The sequence below is a fragment of the Terrimonas sp. genome, from assembly GCF_003075435.1.
GTDB lineage: Bacteria > Bacteroidota > Bacteroidia > Chitinophagales > Chitinophagaceae > Agriterribacter.
Map to the genome: position 1 here is coordinate 75,387 of NZ_QCZJ01000016.1, position 24,810 is coordinate 100,196.

The 24,810-nt window shown below is 39.8% G+C and carries 23 protein-coding genes, 1 tRNA gene and 1 pseudogene; 4 read left to right on the forward strand and 21 right to left on the reverse strand.

The window, feature by feature from the left end; all coding sequences use genetic code 11:
- The first annotated feature begins 1 nt into the window (after nt 1).
- A complete protein-coding gene (locus DC498_RS16840) occupies nt 2-607 on the forward strand; it encodes a hypothetical protein (protein ID WP_116875350.1) in 606 nt (201 codons plus the stop codon).
- A 53-nt stretch (nt 608-660) separates the two neighbouring features.
- Here DC498_RS16840 and DC498_RS16845 read toward each other — a convergent pair whose 3' ends face one another.
- The 10 genes from DC498_RS16845 to DC498_RS16890 all read right to left on the reverse strand — a co-directional run bounded on the left by DC498_RS16845 (nt 661) and on the right by DC498_RS16890 (nt 14,117).
- Entirely contained in the window at nt 661-1,968 is a 1,308-nt protein-coding gene (locus DC498_RS16845) for an IS110 family transposase (RefSeq protein WP_116875351.1), read from the reverse strand.
- 466 nt (nt 1,969-2,434) lie between these two features.
- Nucleotides 2,435-3,133, reverse strand: coding sequence for a hypothetical protein (locus DC498_RS16850; protein ID WP_116875352.1), 699 nt, complete (start codon nt 3,131-3,133; stop codon nt 2,435-2,437).
- Nucleotides 3,134-3,346: 213 nt separating this feature from the next.
- Entirely contained in the window at nt 3,347-4,540 is a 1,194-nt protein-coding gene (locus DC498_RS16855) for a hypothetical protein (protein WP_133176879.1), read from the reverse strand.
- 156 nt (nt 4,541-4,696) lie between these two features.
- Entirely contained in the window at nt 4,697-7,849 is a 3,153-nt protein-coding gene (locus DC498_RS16860) for a type I restriction endonuclease subunit R (protein ID WP_116875354.1), read from the reverse strand.
- A gap of 9 nt (nt 7,850-7,858) precedes the next feature.
- On the reverse strand, nt 7,859-8,890 hold the full coding sequence (gene darG / locus DC498_RS16865) for a type II toxin-antitoxin system antitoxin DNA ADP-ribosyl glycohydrolase DarG (RefSeq protein ID WP_116875355.1): 1,032 nt from the start codon (nt 8,888-8,890) through the stop codon (nt 7,859-7,861).
- A 3-nt stretch (nt 8,891-8,893) separates the two neighbouring features.
- Entirely contained in the window at nt 8,894-9,520 is a 627-nt protein-coding gene (darT, locus tag DC498_RS16870; protein WP_116875356.1) for a type II toxin-antitoxin system toxin DNA ADP-ribosyl transferase DarT, read from the reverse strand.
- Complete coding sequence (locus tag DC498_RS16875) at nt 9,520-10,683, reverse strand: restriction endonuclease subunit S (RefSeq protein WP_116875357.1); 1,164 nt, start codon at nt 10,681-10,683, stop codon at nt 9,520-9,522. Before DC498_RS16875 ends, darT begins: the two co-directional genes overlap by 1 nt.
- Complete coding sequence (locus DC498_RS16880; protein ID WP_116875358.1) at nt 10,680-12,350, reverse strand: PDDEXK nuclease domain-containing protein; 1,671 nt, start codon at nt 12,348-12,350, stop codon at nt 10,680-10,682. Before DC498_RS16880 ends, DC498_RS16875 begins: the two co-directional genes overlap by 4 nt.
- On the reverse strand, nt 12,340-13,869 hold the full coding sequence (locus tag DC498_RS16885; protein WP_116875359.1) for a type I restriction-modification system subunit M: 1,530 nt from the start codon (nt 13,867-13,869) through the stop codon (nt 12,340-12,342). The genes DC498_RS16880 and DC498_RS16885 overlap by 11 nt, the downstream gene beginning before the upstream one ends.
- Nucleotides 13,870-13,907: 38 nt before the next feature.
- A complete protein-coding gene (locus tag DC498_RS16890) occupies nt 13,908-14,117 on the reverse strand; it encodes a helix-turn-helix domain-containing protein (RefSeq protein WP_116875360.1) in 210 nt (69 codons plus the stop codon).
- A 415-nt stretch (nt 14,118-14,532) separates the two neighbouring features.
- Here DC498_RS16890 and DC498_RS16895 point away from each other — a divergent pair, with 415 nt between their 5' ends.
- A complete protein-coding gene (locus DC498_RS16895) occupies nt 14,533-14,991 on the forward strand; it encodes a hypothetical protein (RefSeq protein ID WP_116875361.1) in 459 nt (152 codons plus the stop codon).
- A 122-nt stretch (nt 14,992-15,113) separates the two neighbouring features.
- On the opposite strand, the pseudogene DC498_RS26810 reads toward DC498_RS16895, so the two are convergent.
- The 7 genes and pseudogenes from DC498_RS26810 to DC498_RS16930 all read right to left on the reverse strand — a co-directional run.
- Nucleotides 15,114-15,389, reverse strand: a pseudogene (locus tag DC498_RS26810) (GIY-YIG nuclease family protein); the annotation flags it as partial.
- Between the two features lie 16 nt (nt 15,390-15,405).
- Nucleotides 15,406-15,477 (reverse strand) — tRNA-Arg (locus DC498_RS16905).
- 97 nt (nt 15,478-15,574) lie between these two features.
- Entirely contained in the window at nt 15,575-16,150 is a 576-nt protein-coding gene (locus tag DC498_RS16910; protein WP_116875362.1) for a MarC family protein, read from the reverse strand.
- A 220-nt stretch (nt 16,151-16,370) separates the two neighbouring features.
- A complete protein-coding gene (locus DC498_RS16915) occupies nt 16,371-16,769 on the reverse strand; it encodes a DoxX family protein (protein ID WP_133176880.1) in 399 nt (132 codons plus the stop codon).
- A gap of 100 nt (nt 16,770-16,869) precedes the next feature.
- Entirely contained in the window at nt 16,870-17,643 is a 774-nt protein-coding gene (locus DC498_RS16920; RefSeq protein ID WP_116875364.1) for a ThuA domain-containing protein, read from the reverse strand.
- A gap of 12 nt (nt 17,644-17,655) precedes the next feature.
- Nucleotides 17,656-19,254 carry an ATP-dependent DNA ligase gene (locus DC498_RS16925; RefSeq protein ID WP_116875365.1) on the reverse strand — a complete coding sequence of 533 codons (1,599 nt, stop codon included), beginning with the start codon at nt 19,252-19,254 and terminating at the stop codon, nt 17,656-17,658.
- A 5-nt stretch (nt 19,255-19,259) separates the two neighbouring features.
- Complete coding sequence (locus DC498_RS16930) at nt 19,260-20,309, reverse strand: ligase-associated DNA damage response exonuclease (RefSeq protein ID WP_116875366.1); 1,050 nt, start codon at nt 20,307-20,309, stop codon at nt 19,260-19,262.
- A 118-nt stretch (nt 20,310-20,427) separates the two neighbouring features.
- Here DC498_RS16930 and DC498_RS16935 point away from each other — a divergent pair, with 118 nt between their 5' ends.
- A complete protein-coding gene (locus DC498_RS16935; RefSeq protein WP_116875367.1) occupies nt 20,428-20,853 on the forward strand; it encodes a VOC family protein in 426 nt (141 codons plus the stop codon).
- A gap of 4 nt (nt 20,854-20,857) precedes the next feature.
- Here DC498_RS16935 and DC498_RS16940 read toward each other — a convergent pair whose 3' ends face one another.
- Nucleotides 20,858-21,106, reverse strand: a complete 249-nt coding sequence (locus DC498_RS16940; RefSeq protein ID WP_133176881.1) for a hypothetical protein — start codon at nt 21,104-21,106, stop codon at nt 20,858-20,860.
- 295 nt (nt 21,107-21,401) lie between these two features.
- Between DC498_RS16940 and DC498_RS16945 the strand changes: the two genes are divergently transcribed.
- Nucleotides 21,402-22,511, forward strand: coding sequence for a glycosyltransferase (locus DC498_RS16945; RefSeq protein ID WP_116875369.1), 1,110 nt, complete (start codon nt 21,402-21,404; stop codon nt 22,509-22,511).
- A 138-nt stretch (nt 22,512-22,649) separates the two neighbouring features.
- On the opposite strand, the gene kdsB is transcribed toward DC498_RS16945, so the two are convergent.
- The 3 genes from kdsB to DC498_RS16960 all read right to left on the reverse strand — a co-directional run bounded on the left by kdsB (nt 22,650) and on the right by DC498_RS16960 (nt 24,807).
- A complete protein-coding gene (kdsB, locus tag DC498_RS16950; protein ID WP_116875370.1) occupies nt 22,650-23,366 on the reverse strand; it encodes a 3-deoxy-manno-octulosonate cytidylyltransferase in 717 nt (238 codons plus the stop codon).
- A 28-nt stretch (nt 23,367-23,394) separates the two neighbouring features.
- Nucleotides 23,395-24,213 (reverse strand): sterol desaturase family protein, encoded by an 819-nt coding sequence (locus DC498_RS16955; protein WP_116875371.1) that lies wholly within the window; start codon nt 24,211-24,213, stop codon nt 23,395-23,397.
- Nucleotides 24,214-24,585: 372 nt separating this feature from the next.
- Entirely contained in the window at nt 24,586-24,807 is a 222-nt protein-coding gene (locus DC498_RS16960; protein ID WP_116875372.1) for a putative signal transducing protein, read from the reverse strand.
- Between the last annotated feature and the right edge of the window lie 3 nt (nt 24,808-24,810).

Below are 24,810 nucleotides of genomic sequence, written 5' to 3' on the forward strand. Positions count from 1 at the left end.
GATGGCATTAACAGATATTTACAGAAAAGCCTTTGAAGACGATTGTATTGAATTAATTACCAGTGCTTATCTAATTGCCTTGTCCGAAAAAAAATATCAACTAATCTGGCTTGAAAATGACTTTTCTGAATTGTTGGGCCGCTATGTAAATAATAACCCGTTATCTGTAGCTAAAGGGATTACTTGTGAAACGGAAAAGAAACTGTTATCCGAAACTGTTATAATGGCGAAGGGTTTTGCAGACAAGTTGCCAAGAATAGATTTTGTATATTCCAAAATATGGAAAAAAGAAAGGGTTCATTGTTATATGGAAGCCAAACGCCTGAAAGAATCCGATTCCCAATTAAAAAGGGCTTATATAGATGAAGGAATGGACAGGTTCATATCTGGAAAATACCCAATGGGCTGTATGCTGGGCTACCTCCTTGAAGGAAAAACAAACGCAACCATCAATGGAATTAATTCCTTATTAACTAAAGACAAAAGAAATACTGAAACCTTACAGCCTAAGCAGACCAAACTATTCAAATCCTATTACGAATCCATCCACTCAACCACCGGGATTCTAAAGCACCTGGTATTTGATTTTGCGAATACTGCTAATTGATGGTTACCATACAATTTCATGGCATCTTCGTACTAATGAACTCTCCTCTTGCCTTAGCAGGGAGTTAGTGTTAGGTTTAGATCTTTAGCTTTTTTCTCCAGCCATCTTAGTGTATCCTTCTTTTGTTGCTCTTCATATTGTTTGATGCCATTTTCTACAAACTCTAATCCTTTGTTTACTATTCGGTAAATCCAGCAGGCTAATTTTCTTGCCATAGCCTTTATAGCTATGCTTGGACCCCTTCGGCTGGCGATGCTTTTTCCAAAAATCCCCAATGCCACATGCTTGCTTCTTAGTAATGGTTGCACATATTCCTTTAATATTTGCCCCGCCTCCGTATTCATTTTTATTCTTCTGTATTTTTTCATTTTGCCACTTTGGTACTGATTAGGAGCCAGACCTAACCAAGCGGTAAAATGATTTTCTGTTTCCCAATTCTTTAAATCATTACCCGTTACTGAAAAAAACTTTAGCAAACTGTAAGATGTTATCCCGGGCAATACCGTAAGGTCTTTGCCATCATAAAGCTGTTGCACCATTTTATGCAGGTTTTTTACATCAGGCTTATTGTGATAAATCTTTTTTGGGGATCCCTTTAACACAGGCTCCGGCTTATTTACTGTAAGCTTTTGTAAAAGTGCTTCAATACAAATATCGCAGCCTGCTATTTGTTTTTCACTGAACTCATACTGCTCCCAGCTTTGTTTTAATGCAAAGAGTTGCTCGGGTTTATAAAACCCTTTAAGGCATTCCTGCATCTTTTCTTTTTTCTGTTTTAATATTCTGGTGTCGCATAAGTTTAATAGTACTTCCGCATTGCGTTCCCCATCCAGTATTGCCTGTATAATACGCAGACTGGATTGACCCTGCATATCACTTACAACGCTTGACAGCCTGATATTCATCATTACCAGCGCTTTATCCATTCTTTGTACTGCTTTTACTTTTTGCTCAATATGATTTTCCCTTAGCCGCATGTAATGCCGCATTTCCTTCACCTGCACATCAGGAATAAAACTCTTTTTCAATAAACCATAACTGTGTAACTCACTAATCCACATACAGTCTTTCACATCGGTTTTTCTGCCCGGCACATGCTTTACATGTCTGCCGTTTACAACATCCACTTTAATACCCACGGACACCAGCATATCATGCAAAGTAATCCAGTAAACACCTGTTGCTTCCATGGCTACAGACGTAATGCAGTGCTGCTGCAGATATTCCACTACCTGGTGGCAACCACTGGTAAAGGTGTCAAAACTCTTCACCTCCTGGTTTTCAATGCCAACAAAGAATTGTCGGCTACCAACATCTATACCTGCACCCTGTGCATGTATTTTTTGTAATTTGCTTCCCATTATATGTTTCTTTTAAAGTTTACAAAGGATGTCTTTGGGCATGGCAAATAACGCACAACTGATAGTTGATTGACAACGCTACTAAACGAGAATACTATTTACAGCGGGAACCGTAAAAGCATCATCTTATTGGTTTGCTTCTTTTGCCACGGCTAATCTTGCGTGCAGGTATTAAAAACACTATACGGGAAACAGCCACTTAGCCTGAAGACATCTTTTTTATCACTCTAAATTTATCAAAGAACTTTTTGAAATACTCATCGGATTGCCAGTTCATTTTCATTGGTTTAAAGGCACACCGTTAGGTTATCTTGCGTCGCAATTACTTCATCTGCATATTTTCATGGCAGCAAAGGGAACTGCAATAGCAGAGCGTTGGAAGTTTTGTTAGTTTAAAAAGCACAAGAGACACCAGGGTGAGGATATAAGCAAAATACTTGCGCCTAGATTATAATGAAAGAACTCATCAATTTATCGTTTCAGTTAGTAGTATTTTTTCTCCCTCCTTAATTTCAGTAAACCCTACCCACCGAGAACCATTAAATTCTAGATGAATTTCCTGTATTATCTTTCTTCCCGATATAGAAAAAAACATTCGATAATCAATATTTTTGTCTAATGGATTTATTTGTAGGCGATTTCTATCAGCAACTTGTTCGCCTTTATATAAGTCTGGTACTGCTTGAAAACCTGTCAAATAATCATCTAAACTCCTTATTGGCGTATTTATGTTTTTAATTCCGACAGTTGCTCCTCGAATCGGATTGCTTCCTTTATGTTTCCATACGATCTTTGGCTCGAAAATTTTATCAAATAGTAATACCATCTGACAAAAACTCTCTGCTCCTGTATTATAATCAAAACTTGCTTTTGCGTTTTTTATTAACTCATTGCTTAATTTTATATTTTCATCAGATAATTCCTTTTGCTTTTTAGCATAATCCAAATTTTGCCCTGTTAACGAAAGATTAATTTCTGTAAGAGACTTGTTTTCATTTGTAAGTTGCAAGTTACGGTTACTAATATCAACATGAGCAGCGGCTTTGGATGCTATTAAGGAAGCATCCTTATCATTTTTCTGAGAAGCTAACCATGTTCCAATAATCGTAATAATACCGCCGACAATAATAATCAATTGCGATTTATCAATTAACCAATCAAACATAAAATGATTTTAATGTATTAATATATAATGAATATTGTACCGTTGGGAATTCTCCCTATCAGTGTGTGTCTTCCACCTACCGAAAAAAACAATCAAGGGACGTTGCCGCACTCTTATCTATACTTTATCTACCACGGAAAATTATGCTGGTATGTGAAGACACATACCAGTAGGGAAATTAAAATACTTTAAGCAAATCAGTCAATTATAACTTCAAAATTTAATAATATAATCTCGGTCAATAATATCTGTTCTGATTACTGAAAAGCCTTTCGCTTTAAGGTTTATAACATTATTGGCATGTGGATGAGGAGGGTTATATGGGTTCTTTCCAACGGATATGACTGCTTCTTTTAAAATATTATTGCTGTACGTTTTATATTCAAATTTCCCTGCTTTCCCTCCGTGGTGAGGTACTATCAGGTAATGATTACAGGCATAAGCCAGATCGGGTAATATAAAATCAGAGATTTGAGAATAATCAAAATCGCCGGGCAGTATCACACAGTAATTCTTTTTTCGTATGCATAGACCAATACCAGATTTATTACGTGATGGATTCTTTGAAGCATTATATAATATGATGTTTTTATTAATTGTAAGATTTATCCCTATAAGCTTTGAACTACTTTTTTTTGGAGAAGGGTCTATGCATGCTAATGGGCATAATGCATCTTTATTCAACTTTCTGAATCTTCCAAGAACTTTTCTTGCAGTGAGATTTGGAATTGATGCCCGATAAATGAATGTACAAAATGATTTTATCGTTTCATCATCAAAAGCTGTTAGAAAATGATAGTGATCAACATCCCAATGAGATAAAATCAATACCGGCTTATCTTTTTGGTATTCGATATTTCTACTTCCCGCTATAGTTTTTACAATATCTGCTTTCGTGCTATAAATAGTACCCGAATCATAAATTAGTACGAACTTTTTATCAGAGGCAAGCTCATTCCAATTTCCCTGTCCAATATTCCTGACAATTACTTTATCAATATTTGGCAAATAGTCCCTTTGAGTATCGTCCATATTCAGCCAAAAACGTTCTTCAGCACTAAATGATTTAGGCTTGCCAAATAATTCAGGGCCATTTGGCAACAGATCAATCCTAAACCCAATTATCAGGGAATCTTCTACAATTTGGATTTGGGGAATTAAAGTAGTTATGGTTTCAAAGGAAACCCTGTAGACTGTACCTTCCCGAACTTGTTTTTGAGAATAGTTTAGAATCTCCAGCATTGATGGATTATTTTCATAATCGTAATTCATGTTAGTCACCTGATTGAAAAATCCAAATTCATTGGAATCAACAAAATCGGCCAACACATAGTTTCCTAATTTGTTGAATTTTTCAATGTATATGAAAATTTCATTTCTGTTGATATAATGACTTCCCCAAAACATCTGCAATTAATTATTTAAAACAATCACCTCTCAATACTGGTAACTTATAAAACATCGCAGTAGAATTGGTAATGTACGAAATATCGCTTTCGCGCCTGAGACAGTACAATTCTTGTATAGGGACAACTTTTATTTTTTTGAATTTAGATATTTCAGTCAATTAACCTGATCAGGCGGTAACTTATCCTTGGTTAAATCAGTTGCCAATAACTTAGCTTGCTTAATCACTGTTTCTACAGCTTTTTCCTGTAAGTCCGGAGGATACCCAAACTTTCTCAGAATACGCCTGATATTTCTTCTCAAATCTGCCTGAACAGTTTCTTTAATCGTCCAGTCAATAGTGGCACTGCTACGAACTGATTTTAAAAGCTCCATGGCTATATGTTTAAGGGTTTCGTCTCCTAAAACAGCGACAGCACTGTTATTTACTTCCAGGGCGGTATAAAAAGCATATTCGCGGTAATCAAGTCCAAGTTGTTCCCCTCTTCGATCTGCGGCTTTTATTTGTTCCGCAAATGGAATAAGTACCTTCTCCAGAAACTCTACAGTGTCAATCATACCATTGTGATAGCGTTTGATGGCATCTTCCAGCATTTCAGAAAACTTTTTGCTTTCTACCAAATTGATTTTTGTCCGCTTCCTGATCTCATCTTTAAGCAGTTTTTTTAACAACTCAACTGCTAAATTCTTTTGCGGCAATTGTTTTAATTCCTGTAAAAAATGCTCATCCAAAATTTCTATACTCGGTTTTTTTATTCCTGCCGCATCAAACACATCAATCACTTTTTCGGCTGTAATAGCTTCGGAGATGATTTGTTTGATAGCAGTATCCATTTCTTCTTCAGTTTTACCACCCTCATTTTTATCGGCTATTTTTACCAGCCTTGTTTTGATAGCCTGAAATAAAGCTATATCGTCCCGAATAGTCATCACCTTTTCGTGAGGCACAGAAATAGCAAAAGCTTTCAGTAGGTTTTTAGTATTCTCAACAAAACTTTGTTCCCCGTTTTCCTGGCTAAAGATATAGTCTACAATCACCGGGATATATTTTAGTTTTTCTTCCGGCGTCAGCGTAAAAAATTTTTTCCAGTTAAAATGCCTTAGCTGGTATTCGATAGCCTCGTACAACTCTAACGTTTTGGCAACGGCTAATTCCTGGTCGAGTGTTGGTTTACCTTCTCCCCCACTGGCTGTATACTCCGCCAGTGCCTGTTTCAGTTCCTGTGCAATGCCCAGATAATCCACCACCAAACCACCTTCTTTACCTTCGGAAAATACACGGTTAACTCTTGCAATGGCTTGCATTAAGCTATGTCCCCGCATAGGCTTATCCACATACAAAGTATGGAGGCATGGTGCATCAAAGCCTGTGAGCCACATATCACGAACAATAACCAATTTCAAACTATCTGTTGGATTTTTCAAACGTTCCCCGATGGCTTTTCTTCTTGGCTTGTTACGGATATGGGGTTGCATTTTCAATACATCGCTGCTTGATCCCGTCATGATCACTTTAATGGTTCCTTTGTCATCTTCATCGGAATGCCAGTTGGGACGAAGCTGGATAATGGCATCGTACATTTCTACACAAATTCTCCGGCTCATGCATACGATCATGGCTTTGCCATCTAAAACAGCATTACGCTGTTCAAAGTGATTGACTAAGTCTTCCGCAATTTTTTTGATGCGGTTCGGGTTGCCGACAATAGCTTCTAATCTTGTCCATTTAGCTCTTAATTGTTGCCGGTTAGTAAGCTCTTCACCTTCTGTCAGTTCTTCAAATTGTTCATCCAGCTTTGCTTTTTCCTCTTCTTCAAAATGCACTTTTGCCAAACGGCTTTCATAAAAAATAGGAACGGTAGCCCTGTCATTTACGGCTTGCTGTATATCGTAGATATCAACATAGTTTCCAAATACGGCTTGTGTATTGCGATCCTGGCTTTCAATAGGTGTTCCTGTAAAACCGATAAAGGAAGCATTAGGCAAAGCATCCCGCAAATGTTTGGCAAAGCCATCAATAAAATCGTATTGGCTGCGGTGTGCTTCATCAGCAATCACTACAATGTTTCGGCGTTCACTTAGTGCTTTAATATCTGCACCAATGTATTCTACCAAAGGTTCCTGCAATGTATTTTCAGGAAGAATGAGATCGCTTTCTACAGGCATGAATTTCTGAATGGTAGTAAATACAATACCGCCGGAAGCTACTTTCAGCAAGGTTCTTAAATGCCTGCGGTCTTCCGCCTGCTGCGGTTCCTGCCGTAAAAGCTGTTGACAATTGCTGAATGTTTCAAAAAGCTGATCATCCAGATCATTGCGGTCGGTAAGCACCACCAATGTCGGGTTTTCCATTTTCGGCTCTGTGATCAGTTTGCCCGAATAGAAAACCATACTCAGGCTTTTTCCACTTCCTTGTGTATGCCAAACGACACCACCACGCTTGTCTCCATCTGTACGGCTTGCCGTTACAGTACTTTGCACTGCTTTGTTTACCGCATAATATTGGTGGTAAGCGGCAACTTTTTTTAGTGTTTTGTCTTTGCTTTTCTCAAATACAATAAAATGCTGAATTAAATCCAGCAGGGTGTGTTTGTTCAACATGCCGATGAACATTACCTCCATTTGCGGTTGCAAGGTGTCGGCTGTGGTTTGCCCATCTTTAGTTTTCCAGCTCATAAACCTGCCAAAGTCGCTGGTAACCGTACCACATATAGCATCCCATCCATCACTCACAATCATTAGTTCATTATAGGTGAAAAGTGAGGGAATGGCTTGTTTGTACGTTTGAAGCTGATTAAAAGCTGTTTTGATAGTAGCGTTTTCATCTACTGCATTTTTCAGTTCTATCACTACCAGTGGCAAACCATTGATGAATACAATAATATCCGGGCGTTTGTTTTGATTACCTTCAATAATAGTGAATTGATTTACCGCCAGGAACTCGTTATTCTCCGGTTTGCTAAAATCAACGATATTCACTTTCTGACCACGAATACCGTCTGTTGTTCTTTCTTCAACATCCACACCTTCAGTCAGGTATTTATGAAAGGTTTCGTTGTTGATGATGGCATTAGGGCTTTCGGTACGTAAAATTTTTTTCAGCGCATCGTCTTTGGCGTCTTGTGGAAGTGCTGGATTAAGCTTGTCAATAGCATCACGCAAACGGGTAACCAGCACTATTTCATTATATTGCCTTTCGGGATGTGCCCCATCCGGAGACAGTACAAGTCCATTCAGGTATTGATATCCTAAACGTTGTAAATAATCTAAGGCTATTGCCTCTATTTCGTTTTCGGAAATGCTGGCCATGCAAAAGGGTTAATTCATAAACTGGTTGATCCTGCTTACCGCTACTTCAATAAACCTGCGATTATTGAACAGTGTTTTTTTTCTGTCGCTCCATAAATAGCGTTGTATCTCTTCAAAGGTTTGCACTTTATTTTCAGACAGGATATAATCGATGGTAGAAAGTAATTCCAATCCGAAGGGCGAATAAAAGCCGGTTAAAAATTGTTTTGTTTTTTGAGCTATTGCCTTGTATTCATCATTATCAGGAATATCAAGATATGTCTTGATATCAGCTTCTGCATTTGCTACTATTCCCAGTTCTTCAAAAGGTTTTTTATCTTTTGAACTGTAGCCTGTAATATAACTGCCATTTAAATAATACAGCACATGCTTTACCTTGCCTGAATAGGGACCATAAAAATTGGGAGTGAACCTGAGTTTGAATATTTTTTCGGCGCCGAAACGTTGTAAAAAATACGCCACTTTTTCTGCTGCAAATTCCGACACAAATTCTCCGTTCTTTACCAGGTCATACAATACATCAAGCAGCATAGCACGGGCGGGTGTAAGTTTTGCCCTCTCCTTTTTCAGCGCTTCTTCTATAGCTCTGGTGGGTTCGTACACATATATGTCTACACCGGTAAGCGGTGTAAGATATTTATCAATCAGCTTTTTTACCTCTACCCAGTTTAACCCGCCATTGCCGGCCCCAAGCGGGGGCAGCGCTATAGATTTAATATTTTTTTTACCGATAATTTGCACCATATCCTGTAACCCTTCTTCAATATAACTGTATTCAGAAGGTTTACGCCAGTCTGTTTTGGTGGGGAAATTGATGATGATTTTTTCTCCGCCGTGCAGGGATACATCTTTTGTAACCAGCAGGGTACCGATAGCAATGCTGCCCTCTTTAACAGCTTTTGTATAAAGCCTCGTATTTTCGGGAAACTGCTGCCGGAACTGAAGAGCAACACCTTTTCCCATTACCCCCACGGTATTTACCGTATTTACGAGGGCTTCTGCTTTGCTGTCTAATAAATTGCCGGTTATATAATGAATCACGGGTTAAAAATAATAATTTGGTTTCACAATAATTTTTTGAGTAGTCAGCCCTGGCATAATTTGAACCGATAGCGCTGTTTCCTGATTATACACAACAAACCCGATGATGGCATCCGGTGTAATGTCGCCCGCCGCCAAAAACTCCGCCTCTTTTCTTCTCTTCAGGTCAAGGTCGGTATCTGTTTTCCAGTATTGCGCCTGAACTGCTTTAAAATCTACAATGCTATCCATATTATTAGCTTCAGCGGGAGTGTAAAAGCTGGTGAAGCCGTCTATGGCATGCCCGTCTGTAAAAACAAAATCGATGCCTGCATGTACTATACCGGCTACTGAACATACACAATATACAATATCTTTTGCCGCTACAGGGGTTACCCCGTTAAAGCCTTTCTGAATTACATACAACATTGGCATTCTCACCCCAAAATAAAAGGGGATATACCTGCCCAGGCTGTTTCCATTGGGTAATTGAAATGCCTCCCTACTTTTAATTAAGCTGCCATCGCCAATGGGCAGGTAATTTTTATTGCTGTTGGCCGAATGAATATGCGTAATACCGTGTTGCAGCATATGAGGTATATTCTGCACATGCGTTATACGGTAAACATATATTTTATTCAAATCAGCCATTATGCTTTTATTTCTATTTTACCAGTTATGAGTTTGGGTAATAGAGTGTCACGGATTTGGGATAATAGTTTGCTTTCTTCTGAATTAGCTTTTATTTTTTTAAATGCAGAACTTACTATTGTATGAAAGTCATTCATCTTAGTAAGATCAATTTTAGGGAGTTCAAATGAATTAAGTAAATCTGTTTGTACCCTTTGCCTGCCAGATGTTCCAACCATACTTTTAATTGCAAACTCCCGAAAATTATGTTGACGAGAAAGAATATATACGTAGTAAGGGCTGATTGTTTTCTTAGCCCTCATAATAATAAACTCTGTTGAACCAAAAGCGACTTCATCGTCACTTAAAAAATCAACTAAGGCTGTTTTCCCATTTTCAAGACAGGGTGTGATTCTTGCCAACAAGACATCCAGGTTTTGGAACTTAGAACCGGAAGTAAATGGTCTTTCAATAAATGACTTAATTGACGACCCGAGTTCCGGCAAATTTGCCATCTCTACATATTTAATTAGTGTTTCTTTCTTTACTGAGAGTTTCGGGTTTAGTTCCACATATTCCGAAAGACTAACCATATCCGAACTATCAAACCACTCTTTAAAAATGGCTTGTGCCATAGCTTCTAAAGTTCGGTTCATTTGCAGGTTGAGTTCTATTTTGTCATCAAGAGAGGAGAGGATGGAGGCGATTTGGGCTTGGGTAATTTCATCAGGTAAGGTCACTTCAATTTCATTCATTATTGAAGTGTTTAAAGATGGCATTGTTGCACCAACGGCAACGCCTCTTATTTTCTTTTTAAATTCTTCTAACCCAAAAAAGTAAGAAAGATACTTGCCGATAACATGTTTCGTTGGCCTTACTCGCAAGCAACGACCAGAGAATAACCAGCCATCTTCATCATTTTTAACGTAAGCCCTTCTGTCAACACTTCCAACACGACTGAATACAATATCACCTTCTTTAAGCCAGTATTTATTTAGCCTCTGTTTGTCTTTATCAGAAACTTTAGGTAAGTTGTTATGCAGTATTCTATTTTCACCAAGATGTTCTACCGTTATTATTGGCGTTCCAAGTTCCACATAGTCCGACTGGTGCAACTGGCTTCCAAATGGTCCGGTTTGGACTGATGCGATTTCTTCCAATTTATATGTTTTCCATTCACTCATTTACTTTCCGCTTTTATGTTTTCCAGAAACCGTTCAATATCGTCCATAATCACATTCATAAGTAAATCCGTAATCATCTTCCTGTCGTTTGCCTGCAATGGCTGATGGTACAGCTTTTTCATAAAGGGTTGCTGATTGTTATAATTCACCAGCGTGAAACTGTAGTGAAAGGTATCTATCCTGAATTTTAATTCATGCGACACATTGCAATACTCAGTGCCGGCTTTTTTAAAGCCATCAAGACGTGCCCGAAAATTAAATTCAGATATTTTTTTCAGGTATTCCTCTATTGTCCAAAATTGATCTACATCTTCAAGTTTGTTAAAGCTCTTATCTGTGCAATACCAAAGAAAGTTTGTGCTATAGAACTCTTTGTCAAATATTTTTACGTTATCTATAATATCTGTATATAATGCACGAAGCCCGTTTTTATATAAATCACTTAACAGTTCAAACGTTGCTGGTGTTTTTATCTCTTCTGTTTTAATATTCTTTATTTTTTCCTTTAATAAATACAAGCGAGTGTCTGTTGGGTTTTGTTTTTGTTTTATTTCTTCATCCAGCCTGGTCTCTATTTCTTCAATGCTGGGCAGTTCGCCCTTAATATCATCAGGCAGTTTTTCCGCAATTTTATATTCAGCAATGCCAATGGGTTTGCTGGTATCTCTTAATGCATATTCCGCTACAATTTTATTATTGGTTTTACAGAGTATCAGCCCGATAGAAGGGTTGTCAAACTCCCCTTTTATGGTATCATCAACAATACCCAGGTACACATTCATTTTGCTTACGAACTCCGGTTCAAAGTCCCCGATTTTCAGCTCAACAATAATGTGTCGTCTCAATTTGGTATTGTAAAACAGCAGGTCAACAAAAAATTCTTTCCCGCCTGCCTCAAAACGTTTTTGCCTGCCCATAAAAGCAAAACCATCACCCAGTTCCAGCAGCAGTTTTGTAATATGCTCTGTTAAAGCATTTTCCAAATCTCTTTCCCTGGCTTCCTGGCCCAGCATTACAAAATCTAACTGGTAAGGGTCTTTAAACAACTGCATGGCTAATTCAGAATCGTAGGCAGGCAGGGTCAATTTAAAATTATTGGTCAGTCTTCCCTGTCTTTCATGCAGACGGCTCTCAATCTGGTGTACCATTACATTCCTGGTCCAACCATTGCTTACTGTTTGCTGTATATAAAAGATGCGGGTTGTACTGTCTTTTACTTTATCCAGCAGTGTTATATGATGGTACCAGCTTAGCTGTGCAAGATCCGCTTGCACAATTGATGGACTGCCAGGGTCTTCCGTTTGTGCAAGGGGGGCTTGCACAATTGCAGGCGATTGATTTTCAACGCCTTCTATTTGTGGCGCCGATGGCTGCAAGAATGGAAACGAAGGCCAGGCTTCTGCAAAAGCCCTCATATATTTTATATTCCGGGGGGATAGCCCTTTCATATCCGCAAACTCAAGTTTCAAATCTGCAATCAGCCTGTCTATAACTTTTGTGCCCCAACCTTCTTTTTTCTGCTGTTGCAAAATGGTATTGCCTATTTCCCAATATACTTCCAGCAGCGCTTTGTTTACAGTTAAAGCAGCATGTAACCTTGCCTGCCTGATTTTTTCCTTTAGGCTGGCAAGTATCACAGTATATTCAGCATTTATTTCAAAAGCCATAACCTATTTTGTTCAAATTACTTTTAATGGCTTTATCCAGCTCTCCGGCCTTTTGCATTTGCTCTTTCAGCGTAGCGGTTAATTGCTGCATCTTTTCGTCAAAAGCCTGTCCGTCTTCTTCCTGTGCTGCAAAATCAATATACCTGCCGGGTGTAAGTATATAATTATTTTTTCTTACTTCCTGTATGTTTGCCGATTTACATAAGCCAGGTACGTCTTTGTACTCCTCCTTAAATGCTTTACTTCTCCAGGCGTGATATGTGTCAGCAATTTTTGCAATGTCTTTATCTGTCAACTCCCTTTGTTTGCGACTGATCATAGCTCCCAGCTCGCGGGCATCAATAAATAATATCTCATTGCTGCGGTTGCGGAATTTGCCGTTGGTTTTATTGCGGGCCAAAAACCACAGGCAGGCGGGTATCTGTGTATTATAAAAAAGCTGCGAAGGCAATGCCACCATACAATCTACCAGGTCATTTTCAATAAGCTGTTTGCGTATCTCGCCTTCGGTTGCTATTTCACTGCTCATACTACCATTGGCTAATACAACTCCGGCCGTACCGTAAGGCGCTAACTTGCTGATGAAATGTTGCAGCCAGGCATAGTTGGCATTCCCTGATGGCGGAATACCATATTTCCATTTGTGCGTTTCAGCTTTATTAATGCTATAATCGCTTACGTTGAACGGTGGATTAGCAATTACATAATCCACCTTCAGCTCGGGGAATTTATCGTTAAGTAAGGTATCGCCCAACTCAATCTTCGCATCAATTCCCCGGATCGCCAGGTTCATTTTCGCCAGCTTATAGGTAGTAGGGTTACTCTCCTGTCCGAAAATGGAAATTTTTCCTTTACGGTGCTCATGCATTTCGATAAAGCTTTCGCTTTGCACAAACATGCCACCGCTTCCGCAAGCACCGTCATATACGCGGCTTTCTGCTATGGGAGATAACATTTCCACCAACAACTTAACAATACTTTGTGGTGTATAAAACTGTCCGCCCTTTTTACCTTCGGCATCAGCAAACTGCCCGAGAAAATATTCAAATACAAATCCTAAAACATCCTTTCCCTTCCCGCTTCCATTGCTGCTAAGGGTTATTGAACCAATTAAATCTATCAGTTCGCCCAGACGCTGCTTATCCAATGCCGGTCTTGCATAATCTTTAGGTAAAACGCCTTTTAAAGACGGGTTGTCTTTCTCTATTGCATCCATAGCATCATCAATATCCTTTCCGATGGTTGGAAGCTTGGCTCTTCCCTGTAGCCATTTCCAGCGTGCAGAAGGTGGAACATAAAACACCCTTTCAGCAGTATATTCGTCTTTGTCTTCAGGGTCTGCCCCTGTTTCCTTTTTTTCAGCTTCCAGTTTTTGATACAATTCATCAAAAGCATCAGAGATGTATTTCAGGAAAATTAGTCCAAGCACCACATGTTTATATTCGGCAGCGTCCATATTATTGCGAAGCTTATCGGCTGCTGCCCAAAGGGTTTTTTCCAGGGCTAAGGTATCAGTCATTTATACTTATTTCTGTTTTGTATTTAGTAAAAGTTTTTTTACTTCTTCACCAGCAACTCACACACATCCACCTCCAGCACCTCTGCAATTTTAAATAGTGTTTCAACCATTGGTTGGTTATCATTGGTGCACCATTTTGATACAGCCGCCTTACTAACACCTATTTTTTCCGCAAGCCATATATTAGTTTTTTCCTTTTCTATGAGGACAATCTTTATTCTGTTAAATCTCTTTTTTTGAGTTGCCATATATACGTAAGCAGTAAGCTTGCTGTTTGTATAAGCAACTAACAGAAAAAAGATGAATGATGAGCAAAATGAAATTTTTTGTATACTTAAAGTTATTTAATTAACTTTAAGTATATTTTTATATAATTTTAGTCTTCAAAATAAATCTGAAATGATTCGATTGAATAGTTCATAACCTGATACTTTACATTTGCGAACACATAATTATTCAAGCGTGTTTGCTTTATTCTCGATCTCCGAAACTGCGACCTTCCAAGATCACGAGAAAATAAGGTAAATCGCTCATGCTATGGCGTGGGCGTTCTTATTCGTGATCAGGGTGTCGCAGCCCTCGGAGAACATAAGGACTAACCCACGTCTCTTTTTTTGCCGCCGGTTGGTCTTTTCAACACTCTCATCTTTTAAATTATTCCGAATGAAAAAGACTTCAACCAAAAAGGGCGTGCAACGAAAACCACAGCCAGTATTAAAATGGCAAACCGGAGATTATGAACGCCACGCCGAATTCAAATTCGTTCTTCCTTATCAATTCCTGCTCTTATGCAGGTTAGTAGATAAAACACCCGAGGACATCATCCTGGATTTTGCTGATAATTTATCCTGCGATACCTGGGACCGGGAAGGGAGAGACGAGGCAAAGGAACACCTCATTAACTACTTTATCGCTCACGGTTACGGTCAGCATCATTACAGTGAGCAGGACATCCGTGAAATGTTTAAAGAAATGGATGCATTGGGCTTACTGTTTCCCAAACACGGTAAAACGAAGCTGGTAGACCTGTACACCAACTGGCGGGATAAACACCTAACTCACTTTTTTAAGAAATGGTTCAAAAAGCCCGGGCGTAAACTATCAAAAAAGGAACTTGCATGAACCTTTATACCGGGGTGAAGTAGCCTCGACAGGAATCGAACCCCCGCCCGAACGTGCCGCTCGGTACGGGCGGGTGTATCTGGAGCTTCGGAAACTCTTATACTATCCCCGTCCGACTGGCGTCAGCCCCGCCTGAATGACTCAGTCGGGCAGGCGGGCAGGCATTGTACTACGAGGGTAATACTTTTCTTAAAAATCTCCTTCCGGCAGCCGATTTGAAATATTTTTTCTCTTTCGATTGATGCCTGCTCCGTTTCAAACGCTTCAAAATAGATTAAGGTGAAAGGAATATAAGGCTGGATTGATGCCGTCATTCCTGAATTGTGCTGGCGTAACCTTCTTTCAAGATCCCGGCAATGACCTTTGTAATAATAGTTGTGTTTGATGCTTTTTAAAACATAGAAAAAACAGTAGTAGCCTCGACAGGAATCGAACCTGTATCTGGAGCTTCGGAAACTCTTATACTATCCATTGTACTACGAGGCCAAAATCAAATTTGAAAATTGATAAATTTGAAGATTTGAAAATGTTCCCTCATTTATTAAGTGTATAGGTATTTTCAAATTACCTCATCTTCAAATTCTCAAATTAACCCTGGTACATTGCTGGCAAAGATCTTTACCGCAATGGCGAGCAATATTACGCCAAAAAATTTACGTACGGCAAGCAAGCCTGCATTTCCCAGTAATCTTGCTATAAGTCCCAGCGATTTTAACACGATAAATATGATAATAAGATTAATTAGAATGGCAGCCAGTAAAGTTGTTTGCCCATAGTTGGCTTTCAGCGAAATTATAGTGGTTAATGTGCCGGACCCTGCTATCAGCGGAAATGCAACCGGAACCAGTGTTGCGGCCTTTACATCTTTTTCACTTTTGAAAAACTCCATACCCAGCACCATTTCCAAGCCAAGCACAAAGATCACAATGGAGCCGGCAACCGCAAATGAACGTACATCAAGCCCTAAAACATGCAGGAAGGGCTCGCCTGCATACAAAAAAACAATCATCAATGCGCCGGATATAATGGTTGCCCTTGCTTCATTTATCGGACCCGATTTTTCACGGATGGAAATCAGGACAGGCACCGAACCCACAATATCTATTACTGCAAAAAGCGTGAACACTACCGTAAGCAATTCATTAAAATCAATGGGCATATATAATGATTTGCGCAAAGGTATATAAAGAGAAGTTAAGGCTATGTTGCATACATTCGTGAGAAGTGAAACGTAAGAGGTGAGATGCTGATAATTTATTAACGTTTACTGTTTAGTGAAAATAATTTTCGCTTCCGCCCGGGCACAAACAACCTTATATCCCCATGTAACCCTGGGCATACTATATGCAGTAAGTTCTGGAGTTTTTACACATACATCATCAGCTCAGTTCATACAGGCGTTGATTCTTTGCATTGCTGGCAATAAACAATGCAAAGCCCGCAATAGCGAGGTCTTTCAGAATATTCACCAAAGCACCTTGCCGCATAGCAGGATCACCTGAATCGCGCCAGTTAGGCAGGTGGATCAGTAAAACAAATAACAGCAGCAATACGGCAAGTATAAACCCGGCTACTGCAACATAACGGTTTAGGATAAAAGCAAGTCCGACGAGGATAAAAGCTACACCAACTACGTACACCCAAATTATTCCTCCCGGAATATAAAGCGGAACATAAACGAGCATTGCATCGGGGTTTTTGAAGTGCATAACCCCAAATACAATCATTACAATCGCTAAAAGCCAAACGGCTATTCGTGAGAGCATATGGCGTGTCATAAAAAAAGAACTTTAGTTGCTATTAAGTTAGGCCATTTATTTAATAACACCTACTATTCTTTTTAAAGAAAAAACATTACAGTAGATGTATACGCATTGCTTATTTGTGAGACGCCCACATTATGGCATTCTCAAAAAGCATTACAAAATTTTTATCGAGGAATAATTGCGGCGAGTGCCCCATAAAAATGTAAACGTTTTTAGCCTTCACGTTCCTGTTGGTCCATATTACCGGGTGGTCGCCCATTTTTACAGGAACGTCAGGAGCATAGGTGCTTTCATCAACGGTTGCCAGTACATTTACTTTCAGCCGTGGAGAGGCATCGTATATATACCATTCTTCTTTTTCTATTGTAAATGAGCGGGGCAAGCCTTTCATTACCGGGTGGGATGCTTCTTCAATATGTACCGTTGCTGTTGCAAAACCCGGTATATAATCTTTAAACCGTATGCCGCCCATAAAATCATAATACCATGGCCACATTTTACACCCGTCAAAATCTCCAACCAGGCTTGCATGGTGCAGACCTATCCATCCTCCCCATCCTTCTTCTATATACTTAATAAAAGCATGCTGTGCTTTTTCACTCCAGCCATAAGGCACATAGTCAAGCTGTATCAACAGCTGGTATTTTTTGAGGAAGTGTTCATCAATAGCATCAGTAGTCGTAATATAATCTAGCGCTATATGCTTCTCCTTTGCAAACCTGTTCAGCCATATACGGGCTGTATCTGTAAATGGTACATGATGGCCTTTATTCTCGAATAATACCAATGCACGAAAGTTTGTTACGTCTTTCGAAGATTGTTGCTGTTGCGCAAAGCAACAATGAATAAGCAATAAAAGAAAAGCAGTGACGCATGATCTGAACATACCATGAAAGTATCATGTTTTCCCGTAGGTGTCCAGCATTTTTTTAAGATCGCTGAGGGTATTTATTTCATCAGGCTTTTTATCCTGCCGCCAGCGGTTTATCCGTGGAAAGCGTAAGGCCACGCCTGATTTATGCCGGCTGCTTGCAGCTATGCCTTCAAATGCAATTTCAAAAACCAGTTCCGGTTTTACGGTGCGCACAGGTCCGAATTTCTCCAGCGAATTTCTTTTTACAAAAGCATCTACCTGCGCAAACTCTTTATCTGTAAGCCCGGAATATGCCTTGGTAAATGTTACCAGCTTATCGCCATCTTTTACGGCAAAGGTATAATCGGTATACAGGTTGCTTCTTCTCCCATGCCCTTTCTGAGCATATACCATTACCGCGTCAATCACTAACGGGTCTATTTTCCATTTCCACCAGTCGCCCACTTTTCTGCCTACCTGGTAGGTTGAAGACCTTCTTTTCAGCATTATGCCTTCTGCTCCCATATCTCTTGAGCCATCCCGTATATGCGACAGTTGCTCCCAGGTAGAAAAATGAATGACAGGAGAAGTTAATAATACAGGATGATCAACAGATGCCACAACATCCTCTAATACAATTCTCCTTTGGTCGAGCGGCTGATCGCGGTAATCAACACCATTGTATTCCAGCACATCATATGCAAAAAAAGCGATCGGCGCTTCCTGTAAATTTTTCCTGGTTACATTTTTCCTGCCGATGCGGGTTTGCAGCAGTGCAAAGGGCAGCGGTTTTTTATCAACGCTCGGTATGATTTCTCCATCCAATACCAATCCTTCCGGCAGTAATGACCGCAAGGCATCGTATTCGGGAAACTTTTCCGTCATTAATTCCTCGCCCCTGCTCCACACAAATATCTCCTCGTTCCGCTTTATCAATTGTCCGCGTATGCCATCCCATTTCCATTCCGCCTGCCAGTCTTCTTCTTTGCCTATATCACTTACATCACCATCTAATGCATAGGCCAGGTAAAAGGGATATGGTTTTGAATAATCAATAGCCGACAACTGGTCGCTCAGTAAATCATTAAAGGAGGTTGTAAAAGGATCCCAATTGCCACTGATGCGGTGTGCAATAATATTCGATTCAAGGTTTACGGTTTTTGCCAGCGCATTTACGATCATTTTTTGCGATACACCAATACGAAAATTTCCGGTCAGCAATTTGTTGAATACGAATCTTTCGTCTTTATCCATTTGCATCCAGGTGCTGACTATGAAATCTTTTTTTGCATTCTCATCCAGTTTTTCAAAAGAAGAAAGCTGGGCTATAATGAAAGAAAGCCCTACGTTACTAAGTTGCCCATTGGGTTCCGGAAGCAAAAGCGCAATTGTTTCCGCAAGATCACCCACGGTATGATAACATTCTTCAAATAACCATGCAGGTATATTTGTTATTTCAAGACACCATAATTGGAGGAAGGAAGAGCTTATTATCCGCTTTGGTCTTCGTCCGCTGAATAATGCAATCACCCAAACCTTATCGGCATCATTTGCGGTCGCAAAATAGTGTGACAAGGCTTCCAGCTTCTCACTGGTTTTTGTGCTGGAGCCAAGCTTTACTATCAGTTCAGAAAATGCTTTCATTGCTTTTATTCTTCTGCGGTATTTATTTCGTTTTCCTGCTCCGTTGTAGTAGAAGGTTTCTCCTGTTCTTCTTCCTCTCCTCCATATGCTGTTTTTACTTCGGCTGATAAAATGCCATTCTCATTCAGGTACCTGCTGAAGGCCGATTGAAAACCATGCGTTACAAAAACCTTCTCCGCACCGGTAGCTTTTACGGCCGACAGCAATCCATCCCAATCCGCATGATCGCTTAATGCAAAGCCTGCATCTGCATTTCTTCTTCTAACGTTGCCGCGTACCTGCATCCAGCCGCTGCACACACCAACGCTGTACGGATTGAATTTTTTCATCCATGGTGTTCCGTCTGCACTTGGCGGGGCTATGATCACCGAGTTTTTAAAGGCCTGCTTCGGCGTTTCAGGTGTTACTCTTTTTATGGCAGGAAGATCCCGGCCTGCTGCAAGCAGCGCCTGCTGTGTGTTCCAGATAGCGCCATGCGCAAATATGTTACCGGTAATAGTTGAAATGCATTGCAGCACCCGCTGGGCTTTGCCAAGGCTGTATGCTATGATAACCGGTGTTTTACCAGATTGATGGCTTTTGGTTATCCATTGCCGTATGCTTTCATAGATCACTTCCTGCTTTTTCCATTTATATATCGGTAAACCAAAAGTTGATTCTGAAATAAAAGTATTGCAGCGAACCGGTTCAAAAGCGCCACTGATGCCATCATCCTCAACCTTATAATCACCGCTTACTACCCAGGTGTCATCCCTGAAGTAAACCCTTATTTGGGAAGACCCGATGATATGGCCTGCAGGATGCAGCGATACTTTTACATTGTTGATCGTTATCTCCTCATTCCATTCCAGAGATTGAACGCTTATGTCATCTCCCAATCTCAGTTTTAGCAATGGCGCTGTAAAATGATGACACAGGTAATGTGTGCTTCCAAACCTTGCATGGTCGCTGTGCGCATGCGTAATAATGGCTTTATCAACAGGCTGCCAGGGATCAATATAAAAATCGCCCTGCCTGCAATACAAACCGCTTTCTGTAAACTCAATCAATTGCATACACTTATATAGAAAATAATATGCCGCAAAGATCCCTGCTTTGATTTACATTTATGCTGCCTGTAAACTGGTGTTTTTGTAGCTTTTATGCCCCAATTTTTTAACTCAACAGAAATATATGAAAGATGAAGTAGTTAACGTGGATATCATTGCTTTACAACATGTAGGTATACCGGTTACCGATATAAAGCGTTCCGAAGCTTTTTATAGAAAGTTAGGATTTAATAACGTAATGCAATCTCCGTTTGGCAACAAGGGAGAAGAAGGGATATGTATAATGATGAAAAGAGGAAGTGTAATTATTGAGCTATATCAATTACCTGAAAAAGATTTAGTGGAAATAGCAGGCAGGAAGAATGGCCATATTGATCATATCGCTTTTGATGTGCCGGATATTGCACAGGCATTTACCACCCTGAAAAACGCAGGGTTTGATATACCGGAAAACAGTCCTGTTTTCCTCCATTTCTGGGAAAAAGGATGCAAATACTTTTACATTCTTGGTCCTGATGGAGAAAGACTGGAGTTTAACCAGCGTCTGTAGCTTCTCAGTTCTTGTTGTTGATGAAAATAAACGGCTTAAGCTCGGGCTGGAACATTAACTGCACAAGGGTTTTCTGATCCTGGTGAACTCTGTAGCGGTTCATGTCTACCACTTCATTCACGGCGCAAAAAATTTCAGCAGATTCAGTATGAAACAGCAGATCATTTAGCTGCTCAACTTCTTGCTCGATGGCCTGGTTGCTCATGGATTCGTCTTTCAACAAGACAAGTAAATCGCGATTGGTTGCTTTCATTTTAGTATAGGATTTGAACTTTCTTTCTATATAGTAATAACTAATCGTTATTTTAGTAACCTACCATTCCTTTTTTACTGGGGCAGCCACATCCCTTCTGACCTCCTTTAAAGATTCCGCAACCTGTGGCTAACGTCACCAATAAAAAAACTGCTACAATAACTTTAAAACTCCTTTTTATCATGTTTCTAAATAGTGGGTTAGTGTAAATTTAAACTAATTTACCGTCTAATTATTGTAGTACAAAATATGTTTTTGAATACATTAACACCACTACTAAAACCGGTTTTTTGAAGTGGAAAAGCGCCCTAAAATATTAGTGGCTCCGCTTGACTGGGGTTTAGGGCACCTAACCCGCTGTATACCTATTGTAAATGAATTGATTATACGGGGCTGGGAGGTTTGGCTCGCAGGCAATGAAAGAGGGTTGGCTGTAATGCGCAAAGAATTTCCTCAACTTTCTACCGTTTATCTGGAAGGATACAACGTGATTTACCATCCCTCAAAAAAAGGATTCTCCCTGAAAATAATTAAGCAACTGCCTAAAATTTTGGGTAGCATAAAAGCTGAGAACCGCTGGTTAAAAAATATTTTAAAAAAGCACAGGTTCGATGCTGTGATCAGCGATAACAGGTTTGGCTTGTATAACAGCGCAGTTTATACTATTTTCATCAGCCACCAGCTACATGTAAAATCAGGTATGGGTAAATGGGCAGACAGTATTGTGCAAAAGATAAATTACAGGTATATCAGCAGGTTTAACGAATGCTGGGTACCTGATTATCCAGGTAAAGAAACCCTTTCTGGTGAGTTGTCGCACGGAGGTCCGCTGCCGGGCAACCTGCAATATATTGGCGCCATTTCAAGGTTTGAAAAAATGAATGCGGCAAAAAAATATGATGTGCTCATCGTATTATCCGGACCGGAACCCGGAAGAACAAACTGGGAAAAAAAGCTGTTGAAAGCGTTGCCGCTGTTTAAAGGAAAAATTTGTTTTGTGCGCGGATTACCAGAGAACAACGTCCCGCCGGTGAACACAGAAAATGCAGCGGTCTTCAACCATCTTTCGGCACGGGAGCTGAATTTTGCAATAGCGCAGTCTGAATGGGTTATCTGCCGGAGCGGTTATACTTCCATAATGGACCTGGTTAGCCTTCAGCACAAAGCTATTCTTGTGCCAACACCAGGACAGCCGGAGCAGGAATATCTTGCTGCCCATCTCTTTCAAAAAAAAATTTTTTATACCACTACCGAAGATGCTTTTATGCTGCAACATGATATAGCGCAGGCGCAGCAATTTCCATTTGATTTCAGTGGTTTAGCTGACAATTCAAGCCATTACAAAAACTTCATTCAACGGCTTACCGAAATAATAACATCACAAAAAAATGAAACAGGCCTATAAACCGGGGCATTATCAACCATTAAGGCATTTAGGAAATTAAGGTATAAAGCTTAACTTTCTTAACTTCTGAATGTTTAAAAAATAAATACACAAAAAATCAAAGTGATTATGACTAATCTATTAATCTTCTTCCCAATGCTACAAAAGCGCTTTCGCTCTTACAAGGTCTTCAGGAGTATCAATGCCTACTCCAATATAATCTACAAGTGCCATGCGCAGGGGAATACCGTGTTCCAAAAAACGAAGACACTCTACTTTTTCCGCGTCTTCAAGCGGAGTTATTGGCCATTTTGTAAACTGTATAAGCATATCTTTTTTAAATGCGTATACACCAATATGCTCGTAATAATCAATAGAAATCCCCTGGTTGCGGGGGTATGGAATTACACTTCGGCTGAAGAATAATGAATTCATGTTTTTATCAAGCACAACCTTAACAATATTTGGATTTGCTACCAGCTCCTCATTAGTTATGCGCTGCGTTAAAGAGGCCACCTGTACTGTTTTATCATTAAAAAGCTCGACAAGCTTTTGCAGAGGGTCTTTCTTTACAAAGGGTGTATCTCCTTGTACATTTACTACCACATCAACCTCCATGTCGGCAACAGCTTCGGCTATGCGGTCGCTACCTGATTCGTGTTGATTTTTACTCATTAACGCCTGTCCGCCGTTTGCTGTTATTTCTTTAAATATCACATCGCTATCTGTTACAACATATACTTCGTCAAAAAGGCCTGTAGCAAGCGTATTATCATGCGTATGCCGGATCACAGTTTTATCACCCAGCATTTTCATCAGTTTGCCGGGAAACCTCGAAGCGGCATATCGCGCCGGTATCATCGCAACGGTTTTCATTATAGTTTTTTTCAAAGATAGTTATGGATTAATAATCCGTCTTTATTGTTTTATCAAAAGGTATCTTGAATTGATACGCCACATCTTCATCGTCTTTTCCTTCCAGGACATCCAATCCATATTTTAAATTCCTCGGGTCATCGTATGCAAAAGTGCCGAATATTCTGTCCCAAAGCGAAAATATATTCGAAAAATTTGTATCGGTATAGGGGCGTTCAAAATGATGATGCACCTTATGCATATTAGGAGAGACAAAAATCCAGCTTATCGGTTTATCCAGCCATAAAGGCACGCGGATATTGGCATGATTGAAATGCGTGAAAAATCCGGCTACACTTCTGTACAAAAAATAATACCCGATGGGTATTCCCAAAACAAGAATACCAACAATGGTTGATGATTCACGGATCAGCCATTCGCCGGGATGATGCCTGGTGCCGGTAGTTACATCCACTTTTGTATCGCTGTGATGGATCATGTGAAATTTCCACATCCATTTTATTCTGTGCATCAGGTAATGCGGGGCATACTGCGCAAAAAAATCCAGCAGGAAAAGCGACAGGATCACTTTAACCCATACCGGCATGCTGAACAGGTATAATAACCCAAACTGGTGCTGCTCCGTCCAGGCACATATTTTAATGGTTGTAAAACCAAAAATAATGTTCAGCACAAGTGTGCACGCCAAAAAAACAAGGTTTACGCCTGCATGTTTATACCGCTTAAAAGAGAACTTAAATAACGGGTAATACCCTTCTATCAGCCAGAAGAATATCATGCCGCCCATTAATATAAGCACACGATGTGAACTTGGTATATGTTCCCAGTATTGCAGAAATGGATCCATGACAAATCAATCTTGTAGAAAAGTTACGAAGATTTTTTATACACCAAAAGAATGCCTTATACGGGGGTGCACTCCAAATTTTCGCACCATTATTCCCCTTGCCACTGCGTGGAGAGGGGATAAAGGGGTGAGGGCAGACTCAATATGAAGCGAAAATTTGGAATGCACCCCTTATGCCGGGACAGGATGAATTCTTATGCCGTTTCCTTAAAACAGGTGATCAGGTCTTCATCAAACTCCGCCATCATGTAAAAAATTGATCTTTTCAATATCTTCTGTGCAGCTGACAACAAGGAAGAAAATAATAAGAATTTATCTACTTCCTGATACATTGAGGAAGTAAGCATTTACATTTCGTAATGCTCCTGTTTTTTAAGGAAGCTTTTGCTCTCCATCAAATTGTTGCAGTAATTCCTTTGCTCTTTCCGCCTGGTTTTCAGGAACAACCAGTTTAATATTTCCAATAGCATTGCTTAGAATAGTAGCTGTATATTCATCTTTAAGAAAACATACAATTCCTTCTTCCTGTAACCTGCCAAGAATAATATTAGCATCAATATAGCTATCGAAACTTCGTATGGTAACAAGATCCATTGG